The 18905-nt window shown below is 65.5% G+C and carries 17 protein-coding genes and 1 pseudogene; 8 read left to right on the top strand and 10 right to left on the bottom strand.

The genetic code is table 11. The features are described from left to right. Positions 1-5: 5 nt before the first annotated feature. Positions 6-743: an aspartate/glutamate racemase family protein gene (locus K6G35_RS22240; RefSeq protein WP_008646980.1), complete on the top strand. Its 738-nt coding sequence runs from the start codon at positions 6-8 to the stop codon at positions 741-743. An 85-nt stretch (positions 744-828) separates the two neighbouring features. Here K6G35_RS22240 and K6G35_RS22235 read toward each other — a convergent pair whose 3' ends face one another. The 6 genes from K6G35_RS22235 to K6G35_RS22210 form a co-directional block, all read right to left on the bottom strand. After that, a complete protein-coding gene (locus K6G35_RS22235; RefSeq protein WP_024568967.1) occupies positions 829-1269 on the bottom strand; it encodes a MarR family winged helix-turn-helix transcriptional regulator in 441 nt (146 codons plus the stop codon). A 212-nt stretch (positions 1270-1481) separates the two neighbouring features. Further along, positions 1482-2237: a DUF4410 domain-containing protein gene (locus tag K6G35_RS22230; RefSeq protein WP_035884510.1), complete on the bottom strand. Its 756-nt coding sequence runs from the start codon at positions 2235-2237 to the stop codon at positions 1482-1484. 123 nt (positions 2238-2360) lie between these two features. Next, the gene (locus K6G35_RS22225) at positions 2361-3674 is read right to left on the bottom strand and encodes an ATP-binding protein (RefSeq protein WP_495677107.1); all 1314 of its coding nucleotides are present in this window, start codon (positions 3672-3674) and stop codon (positions 2361-2363) included. Next, on the bottom strand, positions 3674-4387 hold the full coding sequence (locus tag K6G35_RS22220; RefSeq protein WP_008646974.1) for a response regulator: 714 nt from the start codon (positions 4385-4387) through the stop codon (positions 3674-3676). The genes K6G35_RS22225 and K6G35_RS22220 overlap by 1 nt, the downstream gene beginning before the upstream one ends. 18 nt (positions 4388-4405) lie before the next feature. Beyond that, positions 4406-4735 (bottom strand): hypothetical protein, encoded by a 330-nt coding sequence (locus tag K6G35_RS22215; protein ID WP_495677123.1) that lies wholly within the window; start codon positions 4733-4735, stop codon positions 4406-4408. A 69-nt stretch (positions 4736-4804) separates the two neighbouring features. Continuing rightward, positions 4805-5668: a hypothetical protein gene (locus K6G35_RS22210; protein WP_495677106.1), complete on the bottom strand. Its 864-nt coding sequence runs from the start codon at positions 5666-5668 to the stop codon at positions 4805-4807. A gap of 251 nt (positions 5669-5919) precedes the next feature. Here K6G35_RS22210 and K6G35_RS22205 point away from each other — a divergent pair, with 251 nt between their 5' ends. Both K6G35_RS22205 and K6G35_RS22200 read left to right on the top strand, forming a co-directional pair. Beyond that, on the top strand, positions 5920-6843 hold the full coding sequence (locus K6G35_RS22205) for a sterol desaturase family protein (RefSeq protein WP_008646968.1): 924 nt from the start codon (positions 5920-5922) through the stop codon (positions 6841-6843). A 105-nt stretch (positions 6844-6948) separates the two neighbouring features. Continuing rightward, positions 6949-7737: pseudogene (locus K6G35_RS22200) on the top strand (YoaK family protein); the annotation flags it as partial. A 42-nt stretch (positions 7738-7779) separates the two neighbouring features. On the opposite strand, the gene K6G35_RS22195 reads toward K6G35_RS22200, so the two are convergent. Further along, positions 7780-10701, bottom strand: coding sequence for an HD domain-containing phosphohydrolase (locus K6G35_RS22195; RefSeq protein WP_286880277.1), 2922 nt, complete (start codon positions 10699-10701; stop codon positions 7780-7782). A 38-nt stretch (positions 10702-10739) separates the two neighbouring features. Beyond that, positions 10740-11663 carry a LysR family transcriptional regulator gene (locus K6G35_RS22190; RefSeq protein WP_495677105.1) on the bottom strand — a complete coding sequence of 308 codons (924 nt, stop codon included), beginning with the start codon at positions 11661-11663 and terminating at the stop codon, positions 10740-10742. Between the two features lie 112 nt (positions 11664-11775). Here K6G35_RS22190 and K6G35_RS22185 point away from each other — a divergent pair, with 112 nt between their 5' ends. The 4 genes from K6G35_RS22185 (at position 11776) to K6G35_RS22170 (ending at position 15090) form a co-directional block, all read left to right on the top strand. Then, positions 11776-12540, top strand: a complete 765-nt coding sequence (locus K6G35_RS22185; protein WP_035884505.1) for an SDR family oxidoreductase — start codon at positions 11776-11778, stop codon at positions 12538-12540. Positions 12541-12773: 233 nt separating this feature from the next. Further along, on the top strand, positions 12774-13292 hold the full coding sequence (locus tag K6G35_RS22180; protein WP_008650968.1) for a MarR family winged helix-turn-helix transcriptional regulator: 519 nt from the start codon (positions 12774-12776) through the stop codon (positions 13290-13292). Positions 13293-13532: 240 nt separating this feature from the next. After that, on the top strand, positions 13533-14519 hold the full coding sequence (locus K6G35_RS22175) for a YeiH family protein (RefSeq protein WP_040011258.1): 987 nt from the start codon (positions 13533-13535) through the stop codon (positions 14517-14519). Positions 14520-14658: 139 nt separating this feature from the next. Further along, the gene (locus K6G35_RS22170; RefSeq protein WP_008650970.1) at positions 14659-15090 is read left to right on the top strand and encodes a hypothetical protein; all 432 of its coding nucleotides are present in this window, start codon (positions 14659-14661) and stop codon (positions 15088-15090) included. A gap of 139 nt (positions 15091-15229) precedes the next feature. Here K6G35_RS22170 and K6G35_RS22165 read toward each other — a convergent pair whose 3' ends face one another. Then, a complete protein-coding gene (locus K6G35_RS22165) occupies positions 15230-16099 on the bottom strand; it encodes a LysR family transcriptional regulator (protein ID WP_186426054.1) in 870 nt (289 codons plus the stop codon). Positions 16100-16273: 174 nt separating this feature from the next. Between K6G35_RS22165 and K6G35_RS22160 the strand changes: the two genes are divergently transcribed. Then, positions 16274-17353 carry an alkene reductase gene (locus K6G35_RS22160; RefSeq protein ID WP_495677104.1) on the top strand — a complete coding sequence of 360 codons (1080 nt, stop codon included), beginning with the start codon at positions 16274-16276 and terminating at the stop codon, positions 17351-17353. 78 nt (positions 17354-17431) lie between these two features. Here the strand turns inward: K6G35_RS22160 and K6G35_RS22155 are convergent, their stop codons facing one another. Continuing rightward, complete coding sequence (locus tag K6G35_RS22155; protein ID WP_495677103.1) at positions 17432-18853, bottom strand: cytochrome P450; 1422 nt, start codon at positions 18851-18853, stop codon at positions 17432-17434. Positions 18854-18905: the final 52 nt, after the last annotated feature.

Genomic DNA, 18905 nt, shown 5'->3' with positions numbered 1-18905 from the left:
TCGCCATGAACCTGCTCATCGTCAATCCGAATATCAGTGAGTCGGTCACCGACCTGATTCACGCCGAGGCCCAGCGCACTGCGTCGCCGGACACCCGCATCACGATGGCAACCGCCCCGTTCGGCGTGGCTTATATCGAAACGCGCTTCGAAGCACTGGTGGGTGGCTATGCCACCGCCTGCGCCGCCGCCGAGCACGCGGGCCAGTTCGACGGCTTGATCGTGGCCGCGTTTGGCGACCCCGGCCTGGCCGGTCTGAAGGAGTTGTTCGACGTACCCGTGGTAGGTATGACGGAAGCCGCGCTGGCCAGCGCCTGCCTGTTGGGGCAGCGTTTCTCCATCATCGCGATTTCACACCGCATTCAGGCGTGGTATCGCGAATGCGTGGCGGCCAATGGCCTGGGCGACCGGCTGGCCAGCATCCGCTCATTGCAGGAACCGCTGCGCGATATTGGCAGCGTGCAGGAAGACCACTCGGCACGTCTGGAAGAACTCGCGCTGCAAGCTGTGCGCGAGGACGGCGCTGACGTGATCATCGTGGCCGGCGCGCCGCTGGCCGGACTGGCCCGCTCGCTCAAGGGCCGTATTCCGGTACCGGTGGTGGACGGCGTCAGCAGCGCCGTGCGGCATTGCGAATCGCTGGTAGCGCTGCAAGCCGGCAGCGCGCGAGAGGGCAGCTTTGCGCGCCCACCGCGCAAACCCAACGCGGGGCTGCCGCCTGCGTTGTCGCGCCTGCTCGATTAAGCCGCCGCTCTCGGGAAAGGGGAAGGGGGAAGGGGGAAGGGGGAAGCGGCACCCGCCGCTCACCCCAGCGATTCGCGGGTCCGGCCTAGTCGGAATCGGTGAATTTGCGCAGCAGCCGCAGGAACTCGCAGAACTCCTCCGTGGAGAAATCGCGCAGCCGGTGGTTGAGCACTTCGGGCGCGATCTCGGGAATGCGGGCCGCCACTTCCCTGCCCTTGTCCGTCAGGAGCAGATGAATCACCCGCCGGTCCTCGATGCTGCGCTGGCGCTGCAGCAGTCCCCGGCTCTCAAGCTTGTCGAGCATCCGCGTCATCAGGCCGGTATCGATCCCAAGCACCTTGCTGATCTCGAACGGCGTGGTGGCCACGCCGCGCGTCAGCGACAACAGGATGCCCATCTGCTGGCCCGTGATGTCGAGCGGCCGCAGTGCGGCATCCATCTCCATCAACAGGATGTTGCGTGCCCGGTTGAGATGGAATCCGATGCTTTGCGTAAGGTGGAAGTTTTCGGAGGAGTAGTGTTTCACGGCTTCGCGGCACCCTGACCCGTTCGTGAAACGCCAATGTATCTGATGCGCCAGGTCGAGAAAAGCCTTTTGGCGGGTACCGGCCTCATCCATTGCCTGGAAGCAGAAATCGGGCAGAGCTGGCGGGATTGCCCTGGCAGCCCTGTCTCCCCCTGTCGCTCAAGAGTCACCGAGCTATCCGGCGAGCCTGCGCCCGGCAGGCCCACCGACGCTCAGGCCGTCTTCGACAGCTTCTCCACCACGCCCGCCACCTGCTTCGCCACGGCGTCGCCCACGCGCCTGGCTTCCGCCGAGATGCTGTCGCGCTTCATCTCCGTCGCCCCATGCACACCCGCACCAGCCGCGGCGGCGGTCGTCAGCGCACCAGCGGCGGCTCCGATGCCTGCGGTCTCCGCAATTCCGGGCATATGGCCACTGTTGGCGCTGGTCTGGAACAACTCGACCGGCACCGGCGTGCCATGCGCGGGTTGATAGGACACCTGCACCGACGCCGACACATCGCTCTTGCCCGCGCCAAGGCCGATCAGCATCCGGCGGCGCGACTTGCCTTCGTCGATCTTGTCAAAGCGGCCATCGACGATCAGCGCGTTGGCATCCGTCGGCACCGGGCCGTCGATACGCTCGGCATGCAAGCCCTTGGCCCGCAGATCGCTCACGATTTCGTCGGCTACCGCATTGCGTGCATCAAGCGCGGTCTGGTCCTGCGAGAGCGCGCCGGCATTGCCAGTCGCCATGGCCTTGACACGGTGCATCACGTTGTCATCGACACGTACCTGGTTCGCGTTCACGTCGAAGCCGCGCACGTAGATCACATCGGCCGACGCGTGGGCCAGCGTGGCCGGCACGGATGCGTCGGAGATCATCGTGGTCGCGGAAGCGCAACCGGCCATCAGCATCGAGGTAGCCGCGAAAGCGGTGAGGGTCAGGCGGCTGGCGTTGCGCTGGATGGATTGAAATACGGTCTGCATGTCGAAGTCCTGCTAGTGGGTCTGCTAATGGGTCTATTTGGGGGCGGCGTGGTTTCGGCGCCGGCAGACCCAGTATCGGATGCGGCCATGCAACAGGCCAGGCAAGAACTATTTCATTCGATGTCATGCGGGCAGCGACACCACCACTTCCAGTCCACCGCCGTCGCGTGGACGGAACGCGAGTGATCCGCCGTGCAGTCGCGCGATCCGCTCGACGATGGCCAGCCCGAGCCCCGTGCCGCCCGAGTGCCCGCGCGCATTGTCGCCGCGGCTGAACGGCGCGCGCAGTTGTTCGATCTCGGCCACGCTGATACCGATGCCACGATCGCAAACGGCAACATGTGCGGCGCCGCCTTCCTTCCACGTGCGCACCATCAGTCCCGTACGGCCATAATTGATGGCGTTCTGCATCAGGTTCATCAACAGGCGCAACATGCTCGTCGGGCGATATGACACCAGCGGCAGATCGCCGAGATCGAGTTCGAACTCATGGCCGAGCCCGGCGAAGTCGGACGCAAGCTGGCGCACCAGCGCATTGAGGTCACCCGGCTGCGGCGCCTCGCGTTCGCCACTGCCCGCATAGTCCATGAACTGCTGGAGGATCGTGTCGATGCGATCGAGGTAGCCTTCCACCGACCCCACGAATGCATCGTCCGTCCCGCGCGGCAACGCCATCGCCATCGCCAGGCGCAACTTGGTCAGCGGCGTGCGGATGTCGTGCGAAATGCCGGCCAGCATCAGCGCGCGCGTCTTCTCGGTCTGCTGCAGGGCTTCGGTCATGCGATTGAACGCACTGCTGACCTGCGATATTTCGGTCGGCCCATCGGTGGGCAGCGGCGCGGGCGTCCCTCCGGCGCTGACGTGCAACGCCGCGCGCGCCAGGTTCTGCAATGGCCGGTTGATATGGCGCTGGATCAGGTATCCGGTCAGCGCCGCCAGCAACCCGAGCGCCGCGGAAAGCGCAATGGCGGCCGTGATGCCGCTGGCCTGCGCATCGGCGGTCATCGGCAAGGCCACCCACGTTGGCACCCCGGCTGCGCGAATGCGGATCCAGAGTCGCTCGTTGTCGCCCGCATCCTGCCATTGCACCGGCATATCGGGTGGCAGGGCCTTGTGCAGCTCGTCCATGAACACGTCGCGCTGCCAGGTGCGGAATGGATGCAGCGCCCGCGCTTCCATCACATCGTCCACTGCCGGCGCGTCCGTCTGACCACCCAGGCGCGCCACGGCCACTCTGGCTTCTTCGGCCGGCATGGCCGCCATCACGCCATCGAGCATCGACACATAGTGCGCGAACACCGTCGCGGCGCGCTCCACGCGCGGGCGCTGCGCGAAGTGCAGCAGCACCGCCAGCGAACACACCTGCGTGAACGCCACCAGCGCCACCAGCAGCGCGATGTTGCGAGCCAGCAGCGAGCGCGGCAGTCCGATCCGCATCACGCCTCCACGCCGGCTACCAGCATGTATCCCACGCCCCAAACCGTCTTGATGAAGCGCGGTTTGGACGGATCTTCCTCGACGATCTGGCGCAGCCTCAGAATCTGCACGTCGATGCTGCGATCGAGCGCGTCATGATCGCGGCCGCGCGCGCGGGCCAGCAGGTTCTCGCGGCTGACCGGCCGGTTTGGCGACGCGCCCAGCGCCTGGAGCAGCAGCATCTGGGCAGAGTGCACTTCCACCGGCACGCCCGCGCGGCTCAGCGTCTGCTTGCCGACATCGAAGCGGAACTCGCCAAAGCTCAGCGTCTGGGAAGCCACGGTGGGATCGCCGGCGGCGATCTTCTGGCGGCGCAGCAACGCACGGATGCGGGCCACCAGTTCGTCGGGCAGGAACGGCTTGGCCAGATAGTCGTCCGCGCCGGTATCGAGCCCGATCACGCGATCGGCTGGATCGCCCTTGGCGGTCAGCATCAGGATGGGCATCGTCTGGCCTTCGGCGCGGAGCCTGCGGCAGACGGAGAGGCCATCCTCGGGCTCCATCATCAGGTCGAGCACGAGCAGGTCGTACGGCTCGCGCTGCAGGTAACGATTGAGCTGCTTGCCGTCCGCCACCGCGCGCACGTGAAAGCCATGCCCGGTCAGGAAGCGCTGCAGCATATTGCGCAACTCCGCCTCGTCATCGAGCACGATTATCCGGTTCACCTGCTCCATGCCGCGTCTCCCATGTGTTCAGCGAGCCGACATCCGTTGGGCCATGAAAATCTCGATCTGCCGCAGCGTCACATAGCCGGCGCGCTGCTTGTCGATCTCGTCGAAATGCTTCGCCACCATCGGCATACCAGCAGCCGCCTGCGCGCGGGTCAGCTTGCCGTCATGGGTGGTGTTCGCGTTCGCAAAGCGGGTCTGCAATTGCTGCGCCGCCGCTTCGGCGTGCTCGATACGGTCGCCGCCCGCGGCACCGCCCGTCGCCCCCATCGCGTCCATCGCGCCCATCGCCATCAACCGGCTCTGCGCATGCGCGCCTGCCGAAACAATACACAAGATAAGTACTGCCATCATCTTCTTCACGATCTACTCCTGGATGCAAAAGTTGGGAAATCAATCTGGACCGGTGCGCACCGGTGTGCGTCAGGCCCAGTGCGCGGGCACGTAGACGCGGCCGACCCAATGGGCCGGTACCCAGACAGCCACACGCGGCGGCGCCACATAGACCGGCAGCGGTGCCTTGGCCGTGACCACGACGGCCGGAGGCGGCGGCGCGACATAAACGGGCGCTGCGGGCGGCGGGGGAGGCGGTGCCACCGGCACCGTTGCCACGACTGCCACCGGAGGCGGCGGCACATACGCCACTGGCACAGCACCAACCACGACCGTGCCCCCGGTCGACACCGCGCTGCCATGCACGACCGTCGCGCCACCGCCGGTGGTCACCACGCCGGACGACACGCGCGTAGCGCTGCCGGCGTGGGTGACGGTGCCGCCATAGCTGCCACTTACCGTTCCGGAGCGATCGCAGGTGCCGCCTGCGCAGGCCGTCGATGCCGCGTGGTTGTAGGTGTTGCCGTTGCCGGCCGTCACGGTGCCGGACGAGGTGTATTGGCCCGGCGCCTCGCGAGTAACGCTGCCGCTGGTGGTGGCGCTACGGCCATTGGCGCCAGTCATGTCGCCGCTGTGCGAGCAGGTACCGCTCGCGCAACTGGTGCTGCCATCGTGCTGTACCGAACGGCCGTTCGGTCCCACCGCCGTGCCGGCGTTCGAGAACTGGCCGGGCGCGGTGCGGGTAACCGTGCCGGTGTTGGTGGCCAGGCCACCGTAGGGGCCAACCACGCCACCGGCGTGCGAGCAGCTTCCACCGCCACACGATCCGAAGTGGGCGCCGTTGTAGGTGCCGCGTGGCGTATAGGCCGTGCCGTGGCCAGTCCAGGCGGATGCGGACGTGCTGGCCAGCAGGAGCAGTACGCCGGTGGCGGCGATCCGGGTGCGTGAAATCATCTTGAAGTCCTTTCGATTCGGTGCGCTGCAACACGACCTGGCGTGTCGACGGGCCGAACTATAGGACGACGATCCACGGGCGTCGCCCCGGAAATCATGTCGGGAAATGTCAAGGCCAGCCGCGTGACATTGGGCGAAATAATTCCCTAATGGATTCCCGGATCGCCCGCCGCTAGAGTTGCCTCACCGACGCGGCACAACCGCGCCCCGCACTGAATCCACCGAGTTCACAGATTTCACCGAGGTTCACCATGGTCATCACTGGCAAGTTTGCGATGTACGTCACCGCGTTCGTCGTCACCGTCTCGCTGATCGAGGCATTCGTCCTGTGGCGCAAGCGTCGCGACGGCGTCAACCCGTTCTCCTGGAACGAGGTCTGGCTGTCTTTGGCCGACCTGGCCGGACGCAAGCTGTCGGTACTGCTGCCGCTCTCGCTGGCCGCGCCGATTTTCTCGTTTGCCTGGGATCACCGCCTGTTCACAGTCACGCTGAACAGCGCGCTGGCTGTCTTCCTGCTCTTCGTCGGCCAGGAGTTCTGCTACTACTGGTACCACCGCGCCGCGCACCGCATCCGCTTCTTCTGGGCCACGCACGCCGTGCATCACTCCCCCAACCAGCTCACGCTGACGTCCGCATACCGGCTGGGCTGGACCGGCAAGCTCACCGGCAGCGCCGTGTTCTTCGCGCCGCTGGTCCTGCTCGGCGTGCGTCCCGAAGTGGTGCTGGCCACGCTTTCGCTCAACCTGCTCTACCAGTTCTGGCTGCATAACGACTGGATGCCCAAGCTCGGCTGGCTCGAATACGTGTTCAACACGCCGTCGGCCCACCGCGTCCATCACGCGTCGAACATCGACTACCTCGATGCCAACTTCGGTGGCGTGCTGATCATCTTCGACCGCATGTTCGGTACCTATGTGGAAGAGCGCGCCGACGAACCGTGCCGCTACGGACTGGTCCATCCGTCCACCACGCACAACCCGATCGTCAACCAGTTCGAGCACTGGGTCAGCCTGGGCCGGGACATGGCCTCCGCCTCGAAGCTCTGGCACGCCGCCGCGTACCTGATCATGCCGCCGGGTTGGGCGCCCGATGGCAAGGGCACTACCACCGAGATCCTGCGCCGCCAGCAAGAGGAACTGCGGCAGGCCGGATGGCAGCGGCCGGGCGTTGCCTAGGTGCTGAAAACGCCCGTCCAGAGCGCCAAACCCCTCGGAGGGCTCACGGCCCGGTGGGCAGTGGTCGTATGATTAGTGTTTTCGCCATACCGTGCCTCTACGACCATGCCGATCGGGTTCCTGCGCAGTCTGACCGCCCGTCACCGTAACCCGGCCTCCAATCGCCGCCTGGCGCGCGTGTTGTGTTTCGTGGCAGGCGCGGCCAACGCGGGCGGTTTTCTTGCGGTGCAGCAATACACGTCCCACATGTCCGGCATCGTCTCCGCCATTGCGGACGACCTGGTGCTGCAGCGATACGGGCTGGTGGTGCACGGCATCGGCGCACTGGCGTCGTTCCTGGCCGGGGCGGGCACCACGGCGATCCTGGTCAACTGGGCGAGAAGAACCCGCCTGCGCAGCGAGTACGCGATCCCGTTACTGGTCGAAGCCACTCTGCTGCTCTGCTTCGGGCTGCTGGGCAGCCATCTCAATGACATGGACTGGCTGTTCGTGCCGGCCACCGTGATGCTGCTCTGCTTCATGATGGGCCTGCAGAACGCCCTGATCACCAAACTCTCCAACGCCGAGATCCGTACCACGCACGTGACCGGCATGGTGACCGACATTGGCATCGAGCTGGGCAAGCTGTTCTACTGGAATGCTGCGGTGCGCCCCAATAGCCGGCCGGTCATGGCCGACCGCCACAAGCTACGTCTGCTCACGGTGCTGGTCGGCATGTTCCTGGTGGGTGGCATCGTCGGCGCGCAGGCGTTCAGCACGCTCGGCTACGCCGCCACGCTGCCGCTGGCCGCGCTGCTGCTCATCGTGGCCATCATCCCGGTTGCCGACGATCTGCTGACACGATTGCTGCTGCGCGTCCACCGCGCCGATTCCGCGCGCCGCGCGCGACGCTGGGGCGCGCGGGGCAGGTAACGCCATGGGCCGGCAGTGCCCCATTCAGGCGGCATCGACGTAGTCTTCCGTATCCACCTCGTCGATCTGCGCGGGGTCCAGATAGCGCTGCGCGTATTCGCGATAGACGCCGGATGTCAGGAACAGGTCGAACAGTTCGCCGTCGATGTGCTGCTGTGCTTTGAGCCGGGCCATGATGCCGATCGACTCCGAGAGCGTCTTGGCTTTCTTGTAGGGCCGATCCGCGGCGGTCAGCGCCTCGAAGATGTCGGCAATCGCCATCATCCTGGCCAGCGGGCTCATCTGGTTGCGCGTCAGCCCGCGTGGGTAGCCGGTGCCGTCCATCTTCTCGTGATGCCCGCCTGCGATCTCCGGCACATTGCGTAGATGCTTCGGGAACGGCAGGCGCGACAGCATGATCTGCGTCTGCACGATGTGGTCTTCCACCTTGTAGCGTTCTTCCTCGCTCAGCGTGCCGCGCCCGATCGTCAGATTGTGCAATTCGCCGTGGTCGTAGAGATAGCGTGGCACCTTGCGCTTGAAGCCCCACGGGTTGTCCGGCGGCATGACATCGCGCGCCCCGCGCTCGATGCGATGATCGTCGCGATCGGCCAGCAGTCGCTCCTGCGTTGGCAATGCGCGGGCGGGCGAACGGGACTTGCGCGCGAACTCCTCGTGCGAGACGCCGAGCCGATCGTCCAGCGTCCGCGTCCAGGTGCGGGCGGCGATCTGCCGCAGTCGGTCCTTGTCTTCCTGCGACATGGACTCGCCGCCCCGATTGCATGCGGCGACGAAAGCAAAGTCGTCGTCGAGCCGCGCGATCTCCGCATCGCGCCGCGCCTGCGCGATCGGCAACGGCTCGCCCGCGGCAATGGATTGCAGGCACTGAATCTCGGCATCGCGTTTGAGTACCTCGAAGCGCATGCGCACTTCGTGAATCCGGTCATACAGCGTTTCCAGCTTGGTCGCCTTGTCGATCACGAACTCGGGCGTCGTCACCTTGCCGCAGTCGTGCAGCCACGCAGCCACGTGCAGTTCCTCCCACTGCTGCTCGCTGAGCTGGAAGGACTGGTAGGGGCCCTGGGTGACCTCGCACGCCGCCCGGGCCAGCATCTTGGTCAGTTCCGGCACGCGCGCGCAGTGACCACCCGTATGCGGGCTCTTGGCGTCGATCGCATCGGCCAGCAGCCGGATGAATGCATCGAACAGGTCGCGCTGGGCAGCACTCAGTTCGCGGACTTCCAGCGCGCCAGCGGACAGGCCGGCGATCGTATCGACGAAGGCAAGTTGCGCCGTCTGAAGCGGGGTGTCGCGCATCACCAGCACGACGCCCGGGCATTCGTGTCGATGATTGATCAGCGGAATCGCGGCCACGAAACAAGGCATGACCGATGCCAGCGGGCCAAGCTTTGCCTGAGCCGCCTCGGCAGCCGTCACGTAGCCCGTGCGAGACACACCATCACGCACCGCCGCCACGATCAACGACAGCGCCTCCGGCAATGGCGTGGACCCGATCTCCTGAACGATGTCACGCCCCTGCGCATCAAGCGCGGCGGCGGGACGGACAGTGTCGCCATCGAGCAGGTACAGCACGCCCGCCTGCCCCGCCGCGGCGTTCTGCATCTTGTGCAACAGCAGGGGCAGCAACTTCTCGAGTTGTGATTCCGCGGTGACGGACCGCATGATGATAAGCAACTGCTGGATGGTGTTGCGCATCTTGTCCATCGTTTCGCCCAGCCGATGGACCTCGCGCACCGGCGACCAGAAACGGAACGGCTGGTCGAAATCGAAGCGGCGGATGGCCTCGGCCTCATCGGTCAACTGACACAGCGGGCGGGCCACCGCGCGCGCGACCAGCCACATCAGCGGCAAGGACAGCAGGACGACCAGTGCGGTGGCAAATATCCCGACGCTCGCCTGCCGGGTCGCGTCCCTCAGCAGTTCATCCTGCGGCGTGGCCATCACCAGGTAAAGCGTGCCGACGCCGCCGCTCATACGGCCGATACTGGTGTACCAGCCCTTGCCGCCCAGCGTCGTCAGTTCGTTGCGGACGGCTGCCTCGCTGCCACTCACCACCTTTGCCGCAAGGCTGGACAGCACCGGCAGCCCGTAATCTTCCGGCTTGCCCAGCAGGCCCGTGCGCATGGCGTCTGGCGCCGACATCCATTCCGGGGGACTCCGGTCGATGGCGACCAGTTGCCCCTGCGCATTGACGACGGCAAGTACCGATCCGGGTGTGGTTCTGTCACGCGCGAGCGCCTGCCCCAGCGTGTCGAGCCGGAAGTCGCCACCGGCAACGGCACTCCCGGCGCGCGTTGGCACGGCAATGGTCTCCCCGGCCTGGTAGTCGGAAAAAAACATGTACGGTTCGGTCCGAACCAGCTTGCCCGCCGCGATGGCCTCCATATACCAGGGGCGTTTCCTTGGGTCGTATCGCTTCACGAAATCTGGCGTTGGGCGCCTGGCAAGCTCGTTCAGGTCCGTGTCGAGGAAAATCAGTTGGCCAAATGCCGCCCCTGCGTCATGGTCGATGCTCTGGATCACGTAGGCCGAGCGTGCGGGCGCCTGGTATGGCCCGCGCTCGGCGTCATCGCGCACGCGGCGTACGTAGAAGAAACTGCCATCGGCATAGCCCAGGAACAGGGACTGCAGAACCGGCGATGTGCCAAGCGCATCGCGGACCAGCGCAACACGTGCCATGCGCTGCGCGAGCGTGGTGGCCTCGCCCAGTGAGCTGTGGCTGACGAGGGTGACCGCGGCCTGGGTCGGCAGCACCATGTCCTCGACTTTCTCCAGCATCTCGCGACTGATGCGCTCGTTGGCATCGGCCATCGCATGTTCCAGCGCCGACTTCGTCATCAGGTAGTTGACGCCGCAAGCCACCGCGCCAACCAGCAGCACCAGAACGGCGAACGGCGCCCAGATGTAAGCGTGGAGCGGAAAACCTCTTCGTGTTGCCGGTGGCATACAGCCCTCCGAGGGTGAGGTGCTACACGGGGTTTCGCTCAGCGCCCGTCGAATCGGTGCGCGAGCGCTTTCTTCTGGAACGATTCCGCAATGAAGTCGATGAATACGCGCGTTTTCGGCGGCAGTAGCTTGCGGTTCGGATAGTAGAGCACGATCGGCCCATTGTCGGCATACCACCCTGGCAGGAGGCGCACCAGCGCACCGCTCTCGAGCCAGGGCGCGGCATGCGGCATCGGCAGCAGCGCAATGCCGAGGCCGCTCATGGCGGCATGGGCCATTGCCTCCGGATCGTCGAGAATCACGCGCGTGCGCATCTCCGCCAGCGCCTGCTCGCCTATCTGATTACGCAGATTCCAATGCCGCAGACGTCCGGTCGAGGCCGACCGGCGCACGATGCCGTCGAAGCCCGCCAGGTCCGACGGGTGGCGGGGCATCACCCGGTCTTTCATGTACGTCGGCGACGCTGCCACCACCACGTAGGTCCGCGCCAGTTCCCGCGCCACCACCCCTTCGGTCAGTTCGATACCGCCACCGATGGCCGCATCGAAACCACCGGCAATCAGATCGACGGTGCGGTTCTCGAAATGCCAGTCCGGCACGATGCCCGGATAACGCGCCAGGAATTCGCCAAGCAACGGCACCAGGTACTCGCGGCCGAACGCCACGCCCATGCTCACGCGCAGCACCCCGGCGGGCTTGCCGTCCTCCTGCGCGGCGCTGGCAAACGCGTCGCGCAACGTCGAGAACGGATCGGATACCTGCTGCAGGAACTGCTCGCCGCCCATCGTCAGCGTCAGCCGGCGCGTGCTGCGCTGAAACAGCCGAAGCCCGAGATGGCTCTCCAGCCGCGCCACGTTCTTGCTGATTGCGGCCGGCGTCAGCCCGAGGCGACGCGCGGCAGCCGAAAAGCTGCCGGTTTCGGCACTCTGGATAAATGACTCGAGCAGGTTCAGCGCTTCCATGCGCCGAAGCTTATACCAATGGTTGAAAAAGTTGATACGGAATCATGACTACCGGTTGCAGATCGCGAAAACCATACTGCCATCACCGTCCCAACCACACAGGAACACAATCATGAACCCCACCCCCACCCCTGCCTCCGCCGCCCTCTCGAACAAGGTGGCTTTCGTCACCGGCGGATCGCGCGGCATCGGCGCCGCGGTAGTGCGCCGCCTGGCACGCGAAGGCGCCGCCGTGGCCTTCACCTACCAGAGCTCCGGCGCGGTGGCGCAAGCGTTGGCCGAATCGATCCAGGCCGCAGGCGGCCGTGCCCGTGCCTATCACGCCGACGCGGCCGATGCCGCGGCCGTCACGCGTGCGATCGACGCGGCCGCCGCTGACTTCGGCAGGATCGACATCCTCGTGAACAACGCCGGCGTGCTGTTCCTCGGTCCGGTCGATACGTTCCCGCTGGAAGACTTCGACAAGACGCTGGCCGTGAATGTACGCGCGGTATTTGTCGCCGCGAAGGCAGCGCTGGCGCACATGGGCCAGGGCGGCCGCATCATTAACATCGGCAGCACCAATGCGGATCGTATGCCGTTCCCGGGCGGCGCCGCCTACGCGATGAGCAAGTCCGCCCTGAAGGGGCTGGTGCAAGGCATGGCACGCGACCTGGGACCGAAGGGCATCACGGTCAATAACGTGCAGCCTGGCCCAGTCAACACCGACATGAACCCCGAGGACAGCGAATTCGCAGCATCGCTGCACGGCCTGATGGCGCTGCAACGTCACGCCCACCCCGACGAGATCGCCAGCATGGTGGCGTATCTGGCCGGCCCTGAGGCTGGATTCGTGACGGGTGCCAGCCTCAACGTGGATGGCGGTTTCGCGGCTTGATGCCGCACGGAAACGCCGCGCCCTGATGCGCGGCGGCCGGATGACACTGCTTGCGCGCGCCGGTGACGCGCCCCGATGTCGGGCGCGTCATCGGCGCGCGTAACGTTTGTGAGGCGGGCGTCCGACGCGCAAACCCGCGAAGTTGCCGGCAACCCTGCATGTGAGACAATCGCGATCGGCTTCCAGCCGCGCTTTGCGGCGATTTTCCAGCACGTCTCCACAGCTCCCCCTTCATGTCCAGCACAACCCGTTCCGCCTCCGTCGACACCGGGACCACCGACCCGTGGTCGAACCTCGACGAAGCCGGCACCGATCTCAACGTCAACGACTTCCTGACGACGATGCTGAGCCAGCTCGTCACGGCGCTGCGCAGCAACGTGACGGAGCCGTACGCGTCCCGCTTCGAGCTGACGGTGCCGGAGTGGCGCATCCTGGCGCTGCTGGCGCACGGCGAGACGATGTCATTCGCGGAACTGGTCAGGCAGTCCACCTCGGACAAGGCGCTGGTCAGCCGGACACTGCGGCTGCTGGAGGATCGCGGGCTGGTGACGCTTGAGTCGGAAGGCGGAACGCGCCGGCGCCTGACATGCCGGATTTCGCCAGAGGGGGCCACCCTCCATGCGCAGGTCATTCCGCTGGCGCGTCGCGGGCAGGCATCGGTCATCCGGATGCTGACGCCAGAGGAAAGGCGCGGACTTTACTCAGGGTTGCGCAAGCTGCACGGGCTCTGCACCACCCCGAACAAGCAGTAGGAAGACTGGGGCCACGCCAGACGGGCCCGAGCCGATAGAACGAACCGATAAAAGCAAACCGCCGCCACGAGCACCTCGTCGCGGCGGTTTGCTTTTGTGGGGGATCGTCGGTTGCCGCGGCAGGCCCGACAGCCGTCCTTATCGACATTTTCGATAGATACAACCCGAAAATACCGTTGGCGCCCATATGCACTGAGGAAATATCGTTATGCAAAATTCATCTAAGAAGGTGTTTGCAGCATGGCGTCCCGACTCCTCTCCGCAAGATCCACACTCCCCGGGCTACTCCTCGTTCTCGCCCTGACCGTGCCCGCCACGCTGCTTGGCAAGGCTGTGCCACTGCTGGGAGGTGCCGTATTCGGCATGTTGCTTGGCCTGCTCTGCCGAGCCTTCCTCAAGCCATCCGAGTCGTGCAAGCCCGGCATCCAGTTCGCTTCCAAGCAGCTTCTGCAGTATTCGATCGTCGGCCTGGGGTTCAGCCTGCCACTGCATGAGGTCGTCCATACCGGATTGACGTCCTTGCCTATCTCGCTCGTCACACTGGCGGTTGCCTTCACCGTGGCCCTCGTGGCCGGGCACCTGCTGCGCATCCCGGAGAAGCTCAAGGTCCTGATCGGTGCCGGTACGGCCATTTGCGGCGGCTCGGCAATCGCCGCGATCACGCCCGTGCTGCAGCCGGACGATCACGACATGACGTATGCGTTGTCCACGATCTTCATGTTCAACGTCGTGGCCGTGGTGATCTTCCCGATCCTGGGCAAGATGCTCGGCATGTCCGATGCCGGCTTCGGCCTGTGGGCCGGCACGGCGATCAACGACACCTCGTCGGTGGTGGCAGCCGGCTATGCCTGGAGTTCAGCCGCCGGCGAGTACGCGACGATCGTCAAGCTGACACGCGCGATGATGATCGTGCCCGTCACGCTGGTCATCGCCATGCTCTTCCAGCGCAGCCAGCCTGGCGGCTCGATGCGTCGCGTGATCCCCTGGTTCATCGTGCTCTTCGTGCTGGCGTCGGCAATCAACGAATTCCTCCCGGCAGGCGTGACGCACGTCATCCAGCAACTGGCCCCGTTCCTCGTCATCGGCGCGCTGACCGGCGTTGGCCTGAGCACCGACTTCGAACGCCTGAAGCGCGCCGGCGCCCGCCCGCTGCTGCTGGGCCTGATCGTGTGGGTCAGCGTGGCGCTGAGCAGCCTGGTCATGCAGCACATCACCGGGATGCTGTGAGTCCAAGGCCACAGCGGCCAGCGTCGTTGTAATCCGCCGATACAACCGCAATACGCTGAAACGGGAAAGAACTAACAGATTGCGTGCTCTTGTGGGGAAATGCTCCCCACAATCATCAACCGGAGCCGAGACACGCAACATGAATCATCCCGCCCCCAACAAACCGCGCCACACCTTCCGTCGCCAGCCACGTATTGCCGCCTGGCTGGCGGCTGCCGCCGTGCTGGCCCTGCCAGGCGTCGCCTTCAGCCAGCAAGCGGCCTCGCCCCCGGATGGAGGCGATAACGACGCGGCCATGCGCAATATCCAGAGTAACTTCGCGCGCATGACGCCGGCGCCACGCACGATCGACACCATCAATCAGGAATTGAAGCAGACCGCGACAAAATCCCATGGCGGCGGTGGTGGCGGCTTAGGTCAGCGCGGTGGCGGCCGGCATGGACGGCAGGCGCAGCAGCAGGACAAACCCGACTCGGGGAATGGAAACACGCCAGGCACGGCGGGTACGCCGGGTGGTGGCACGGCGCCCTCCGAGTCGACCGGTTTGTCCAGCGGGCCGTCGGCTCAGTAGCAGTCTCGCTCCTCGGAACGCCACGGGGTGAACTGACTCGCGTCAGGCGCGCCTTCGTTGGCACTGGGATAAGACGTGGCACTGGAAGCCTTCTCAATCACTGTTTTTTCACAGCGTTGAGCGCGCGGCTACCCGCCTGTTATTCGAACCGTTCACGCAGGAACTCAATGAATCGCTGCGTCTTGGCCGGGAGCAGGCGCGTCTCGGTCATGGCGTAGACCGGTACCGGCGTTCCCTGCCATTCGGGCATCAGCCGGCGTAGCTGTCCCGTGGCGAGGTCATCTGCCACGATCGCTTCGGCCATCAGCACGATGCCCATGTCGAGCGCGGCCAGACGACGCGCCATCCCGACGCTGTTCAACGTAAAGCGGCTGCTCACCGGGATCGTGGTGGTGACTTCGCCGCGATGCAGTGTCCACGCACCGCCCCGCTGTATGCCCAGGCATTCATGATGATTCAGATCGGCGGGAGCGCGCGGCTCTCCCGCGCGTTCGATATATCCAGGCGAGGCATAGAGATAGGTCCGGAACGACGCCAGTTGACGCGCGATCAGTTGCGAGACTTCGGGCTCGCCCGCGCGGATGGCGACATCGAACGGCTCGCTCACCAGATCCACTCGCCGGGGCGTGAGATCGAAGTCGAAGCTCAGTCCGGGGTAGCGGCCAGCAAACTCGGCAATCAGCGGCGCCAGATAGGTCACCGCGAAATCAACTGGAAATGACGCCCGGAGCACGCCCACAGGCTCCGCCAGCATGGTACCGAGCTGTTCGTGAGCCAGCCTGGCATCGCCCACGATGCGCTTGCATCGCTCAAAGTAGATCCGGCCGGCCTCCGTCAACTCGATCTTGCGCGTCGTGCGGTGCAGCAGGCGCAACCCGATCGCCTTTTCCAGGGCGCTGATTCGCCGGGACAGCGTCGAACTCGGCATATCCAGAACGTCCGCGGCGCTGCGAAACCCCTTCGCCTTGACGACCTCCACGAACAAGGCCATGTCGTTCAATAGTTCCACGCCGATTGCTCCATCAGTGGATCAATGCATTGCAAATTAGCAGATTTATCTCGATCAGGAAGCAACCGATGATGGCGCCATGGAAGCGCTGATCCGCGCGATGGCGCGCGGCAGCGCCTGATCGGCATCGCAAACCGATGCCGGCAACCTGCACTGTCAAAAGAGGTCATGCACATGAGCGCACTGTTCACCCCGGTCCGCGTCGGCCGATACACCCTGAAGAATCGCCTGGTCATGGCGCCGATGACCCGTAGCCGCGCCAGCCTTGATGGCACGCCGGGCGAACTGGCGGCCGAGTACTACGCGCAGCGCGCGAGTGTCGGTCTGATCGTGACCGAAGGGACCCAGCCTTCGGACGACGGGCAGGGGTACCTCGCCACGCCCGGCATCTACACCGAAGCCCATGTCGATGGATGGAAAAACGTCACCGCCGCAGTGCACGAGCGTGGCGGTCGGATCTTCATCCAGCTCATGCACGCGGGACGCATGTCCCACCCGGACAACACGCCGCATCACCGGCAAGGTGTGGCGCCATCCGCCATTGCCCCCGGTGTGCCGATGTTTACGCTGAAGGGTATGCAGGACATTCCGGCACCGCGCGCGCTGACCACTGATGAGGTGCGCCAGACCGTGGACGACTTCCGCTTCGCCGCCCGGCAAGCGATCGCCGCGGGCGCGGACGGCGTCGAGATCCACGGGGCCAATGGTTATCTGGTCCAGCAGTTCTTCGCGCCCAATGCCAATACCCGCACCGACAAATACGGCGGCTCGGTCGACAACCGCGCCCGCTTCGCCATTGAGGTGGCCACCGCAATCGCCGGGGAAATCGGCGCGGACCGGACGGCCATCCGACTATCGCCCGGCACGCCGCTGTGGGGCATCGACGAAGGCGCCGAAGGTCCGGCGCTCTACCGCTACCTGGTAACGGAACTGGACAAGCTCGGCCTGGCGTACCTGCACGTCAGCCTCCAGGGCAACGAGCCACAGTTGGCCGACATCCGCGAACGCTGGCGCAGTACGCTGATCCTGAACCGGCCGGGCCGCACCCGTGAAGCTGTGGGTGCCGACGTGGCATCCGGGCTTGCCGATCTGGAAGCCTTTGGACAGATGGTGCTGGCCAACCCGGACTTCGTCACCCGCCTGAAGCTCGGCGCGCCGATGAACGATGCCATTCCCAATGCGTTCTTTGGTGGCGACGGGCGTGGGTATATCGACTACCCGGCCCTGGCCCTGACCGATACCGTGACGTCCTGAGGCACTGGCACGTGCCGCCGCACCGTCGCTGAGACTGGCGAGGCGGCACGTGCCAGTCAATTCGCTATCAAATCGCTATCAAATCGGCGTCACGGCAAGCCAAAGCGGCTGATCCGGCCGTAACGTCACGTTCAACAGCGGCCGCGGATGTGCTGCGCCTTCCGGCACCGACAGCTTGTACCGCTGCAGCAGCATCGCGGCGATGACCGTCATCTCGGCCGTTGCCAGGTGCTGCCCCAGGCAAACCCGCGGGCCGGTGCCAAATGGCATGTAGGCGCCGCGCGGGGCCTGCGGCGAACCTGTCGAGAAGCGATCGGGCTGAAAGCGCTCCGGCTCCGGGAACAAGCGCGGATCGTGGTGCATCAACTGCAAGGGCAGCATGAACAGCGTGCGCGCCGGTAGGCGCCACGGGCCCAGGGTGATGGAGCGGACCGCGCGACGGCTGATGAGCACCGGGGCCACCGGGTAGAGACGCATCGACTCCGTGATCGTCTGCACCACCTGACGCAGCGCCTGGCGGCTCTCCGCTGTTGGCGCCTGGCCGCACAGGACATGCGTGACCTCGGCGCGTGCGGCGTCCTGCGCGGACGGGTTCGATGCCATGCACCAGGCCCACCACGTCAGCGTCGCCGCGGTGGTCTCGTGTCCGGCCAGGAACGTCGTCATGCATTCGTCGCGCACCGCCTGCAGCGGCCACGCCGCCGCGTCATCCCGATGCAGGCACAGCAGGCGCGAAAGCAGGTCGTCCGGCCAGGTATCCGTGCGCATCTGCAGACGCGCCTGCAGATGTCGCTCGATCAGGCCCCGCAACGTGTGGAGTGCCTGCCGACTTGCGCGCTTCCATGGCACCCAGTCGGGCAGGCTCGCCGGCCAGTAAAAATCGGCGTTGGCCGCCTCGCTGATCGCGCGCACGGCGCATTCCGCAATGCGCGCGTCCTCACCGATCTCATCCGAGAACATCATCCGGACGATCACATCCATGGTCAGCGACGTCAGCGCGCTTTCCACCGGCCAGTCCGCCACTCGCGCGGGCCATGTGGCGAGCCCCTTGTCGACGATCTCCACGATGCCCGGAACGAAACCATGCACGGCCTTCGGCATGAAGACCGGCTGCAACGCCTGCCGCTTGCGCGACCATGCGTCACCCTCTGCGGTCAGCACGCTATGCCCATGCACGCGGGCGAACACGCGCGTGCCACGTTCCCAGCGGATCAACGAGTCGTGATGGGTCACCAGAAGTTCGCGGACGAGCTGCGGGTCGGTGACGACGACCGCATGTTCCGGCCACATCCGCAGATGCACGACGTCGCCATACGTCCGCTGCCATTCGCCGAGCGTGCCAAGCAGATCGCGCGACATTCTCCGCAGCAGGTGCCAGCCAGTCAGGCCGGCCGCCGGACCGGGCGGCCAGGTACCGAATGGATGCAACGGTGGCGAGCCGGGCGGCGTCGGTGACTTGGCCGTCTGGAACGGGCATTGGGCTTGGGATTCGGTGGTCATGTGCAGATTCCACACGCTCCCACGCGGTCTGTCTTGAACCGAAACGACATCG

Source organism: Cupriavidus sp. HY129, assembly GCF_059492215.1.
The sequence above is the reverse complement of the archived record's forward strand: the minus strand, read 5'-3'. Positions and strand labels throughout refer to the sequence as shown.

Bases quoted from the DNA above. Each gene is read 5' to 3' on its own strand.
- K6G35_RS22175 (WP_040011258.1), top strand. From the start codon at position 13,533: ATGGCGTCCCGACTCCTCTCCGCAAGATCCACACTCCCCGGGCTACTC.
- K6G35_RS22170 (WP_008650970.1), top strand. From the start codon at position 14,659: ATGAATCATCCCGCCCCCAACAAACCGCGCCACACCTTCCGTCGCCAG.
- K6G35_RS22195 (WP_286880277.1), bottom strand. From the start codon at position 10,701: ATGCCACCGGCAACACGAAGAGGTTTTCCGCTCCACGCTTACATCTGG.
- K6G35_RS22185 (WP_035884505.1), top strand. From the start codon at position 11,776: ATGAACCCCACCCCCACCCCTGCCTCCGCCGCCCTCTCGAACAAGGTG.
- K6G35_RS22230 (WP_035884510.1), bottom strand. From the start codon at position 2,237: ATGCAGACCGTATTTCAATCCATCCAGCGCAACGCCAGCCGCCTGACC.
- K6G35_RS22180 (WP_008650968.1), top strand. From the start codon at position 12,774: ATGTCCAGCACAACCCGTTCCGCCTCCGTCGACACCGGGACCACCGAC.
- K6G35_RS22190 (WP_495677105.1), bottom strand. From the start codon at position 11,663: ATGGAAGCGCTGAACCTGCTCGAGTCATTTATCCAGAGTGCCGAAACC.
- K6G35_RS22205 (WP_008646968.1), top strand. From the start codon at position 5,920: ATGGTCATCACTGGCAAGTTTGCGATGTACGTCACCGCGTTCGTCGTC.
- K6G35_RS22220 (WP_008646974.1), bottom strand. From the start codon at position 4,387: ATGGAGCAGGTGAACCGGATAATCGTGCTCGATGACGAGGCGGAGTTG.
- K6G35_RS22160 (WP_495677104.1), top strand. From the start codon at position 16,274: ATGAGCGCACTGTTCACCCCGGTCCGCGTCGGCCGATACACCCTGAAG.
- K6G35_RS22225 (WP_495677107.1), bottom strand. From the start codon at position 3,674: ATGCGGATCGGACTGCCGCGCTCGCTGCTGGCTCGCAACATCGCGCTG.
- K6G35_RS22210 (WP_495677106.1), bottom strand. From the start codon at position 5,668: ATGATTTCACGCACCCGGATCGCCGCCACCGGCGTACTGCTCCTGCTG.
- K6G35_RS22240 (WP_008646980.1), top strand. From the start codon at position 6: ATGAACCTGCTCATCGTCAATCCGAATATCAGTGAGTCGGTCACCGAC.
- K6G35_RS22215 (WP_495677123.1), bottom strand. From the start codon at position 4,735: ATGATGGCAGTACTTATCTTGTGTATTGTTTCGGCAGGCGCGCATGCG.
- K6G35_RS22155 (WP_495677103.1), bottom strand. From the start codon at position 18,853: ATGACCACCGAATCCCAAGCCCAATGCCCGTTCCAGACGGCCAAGTCA.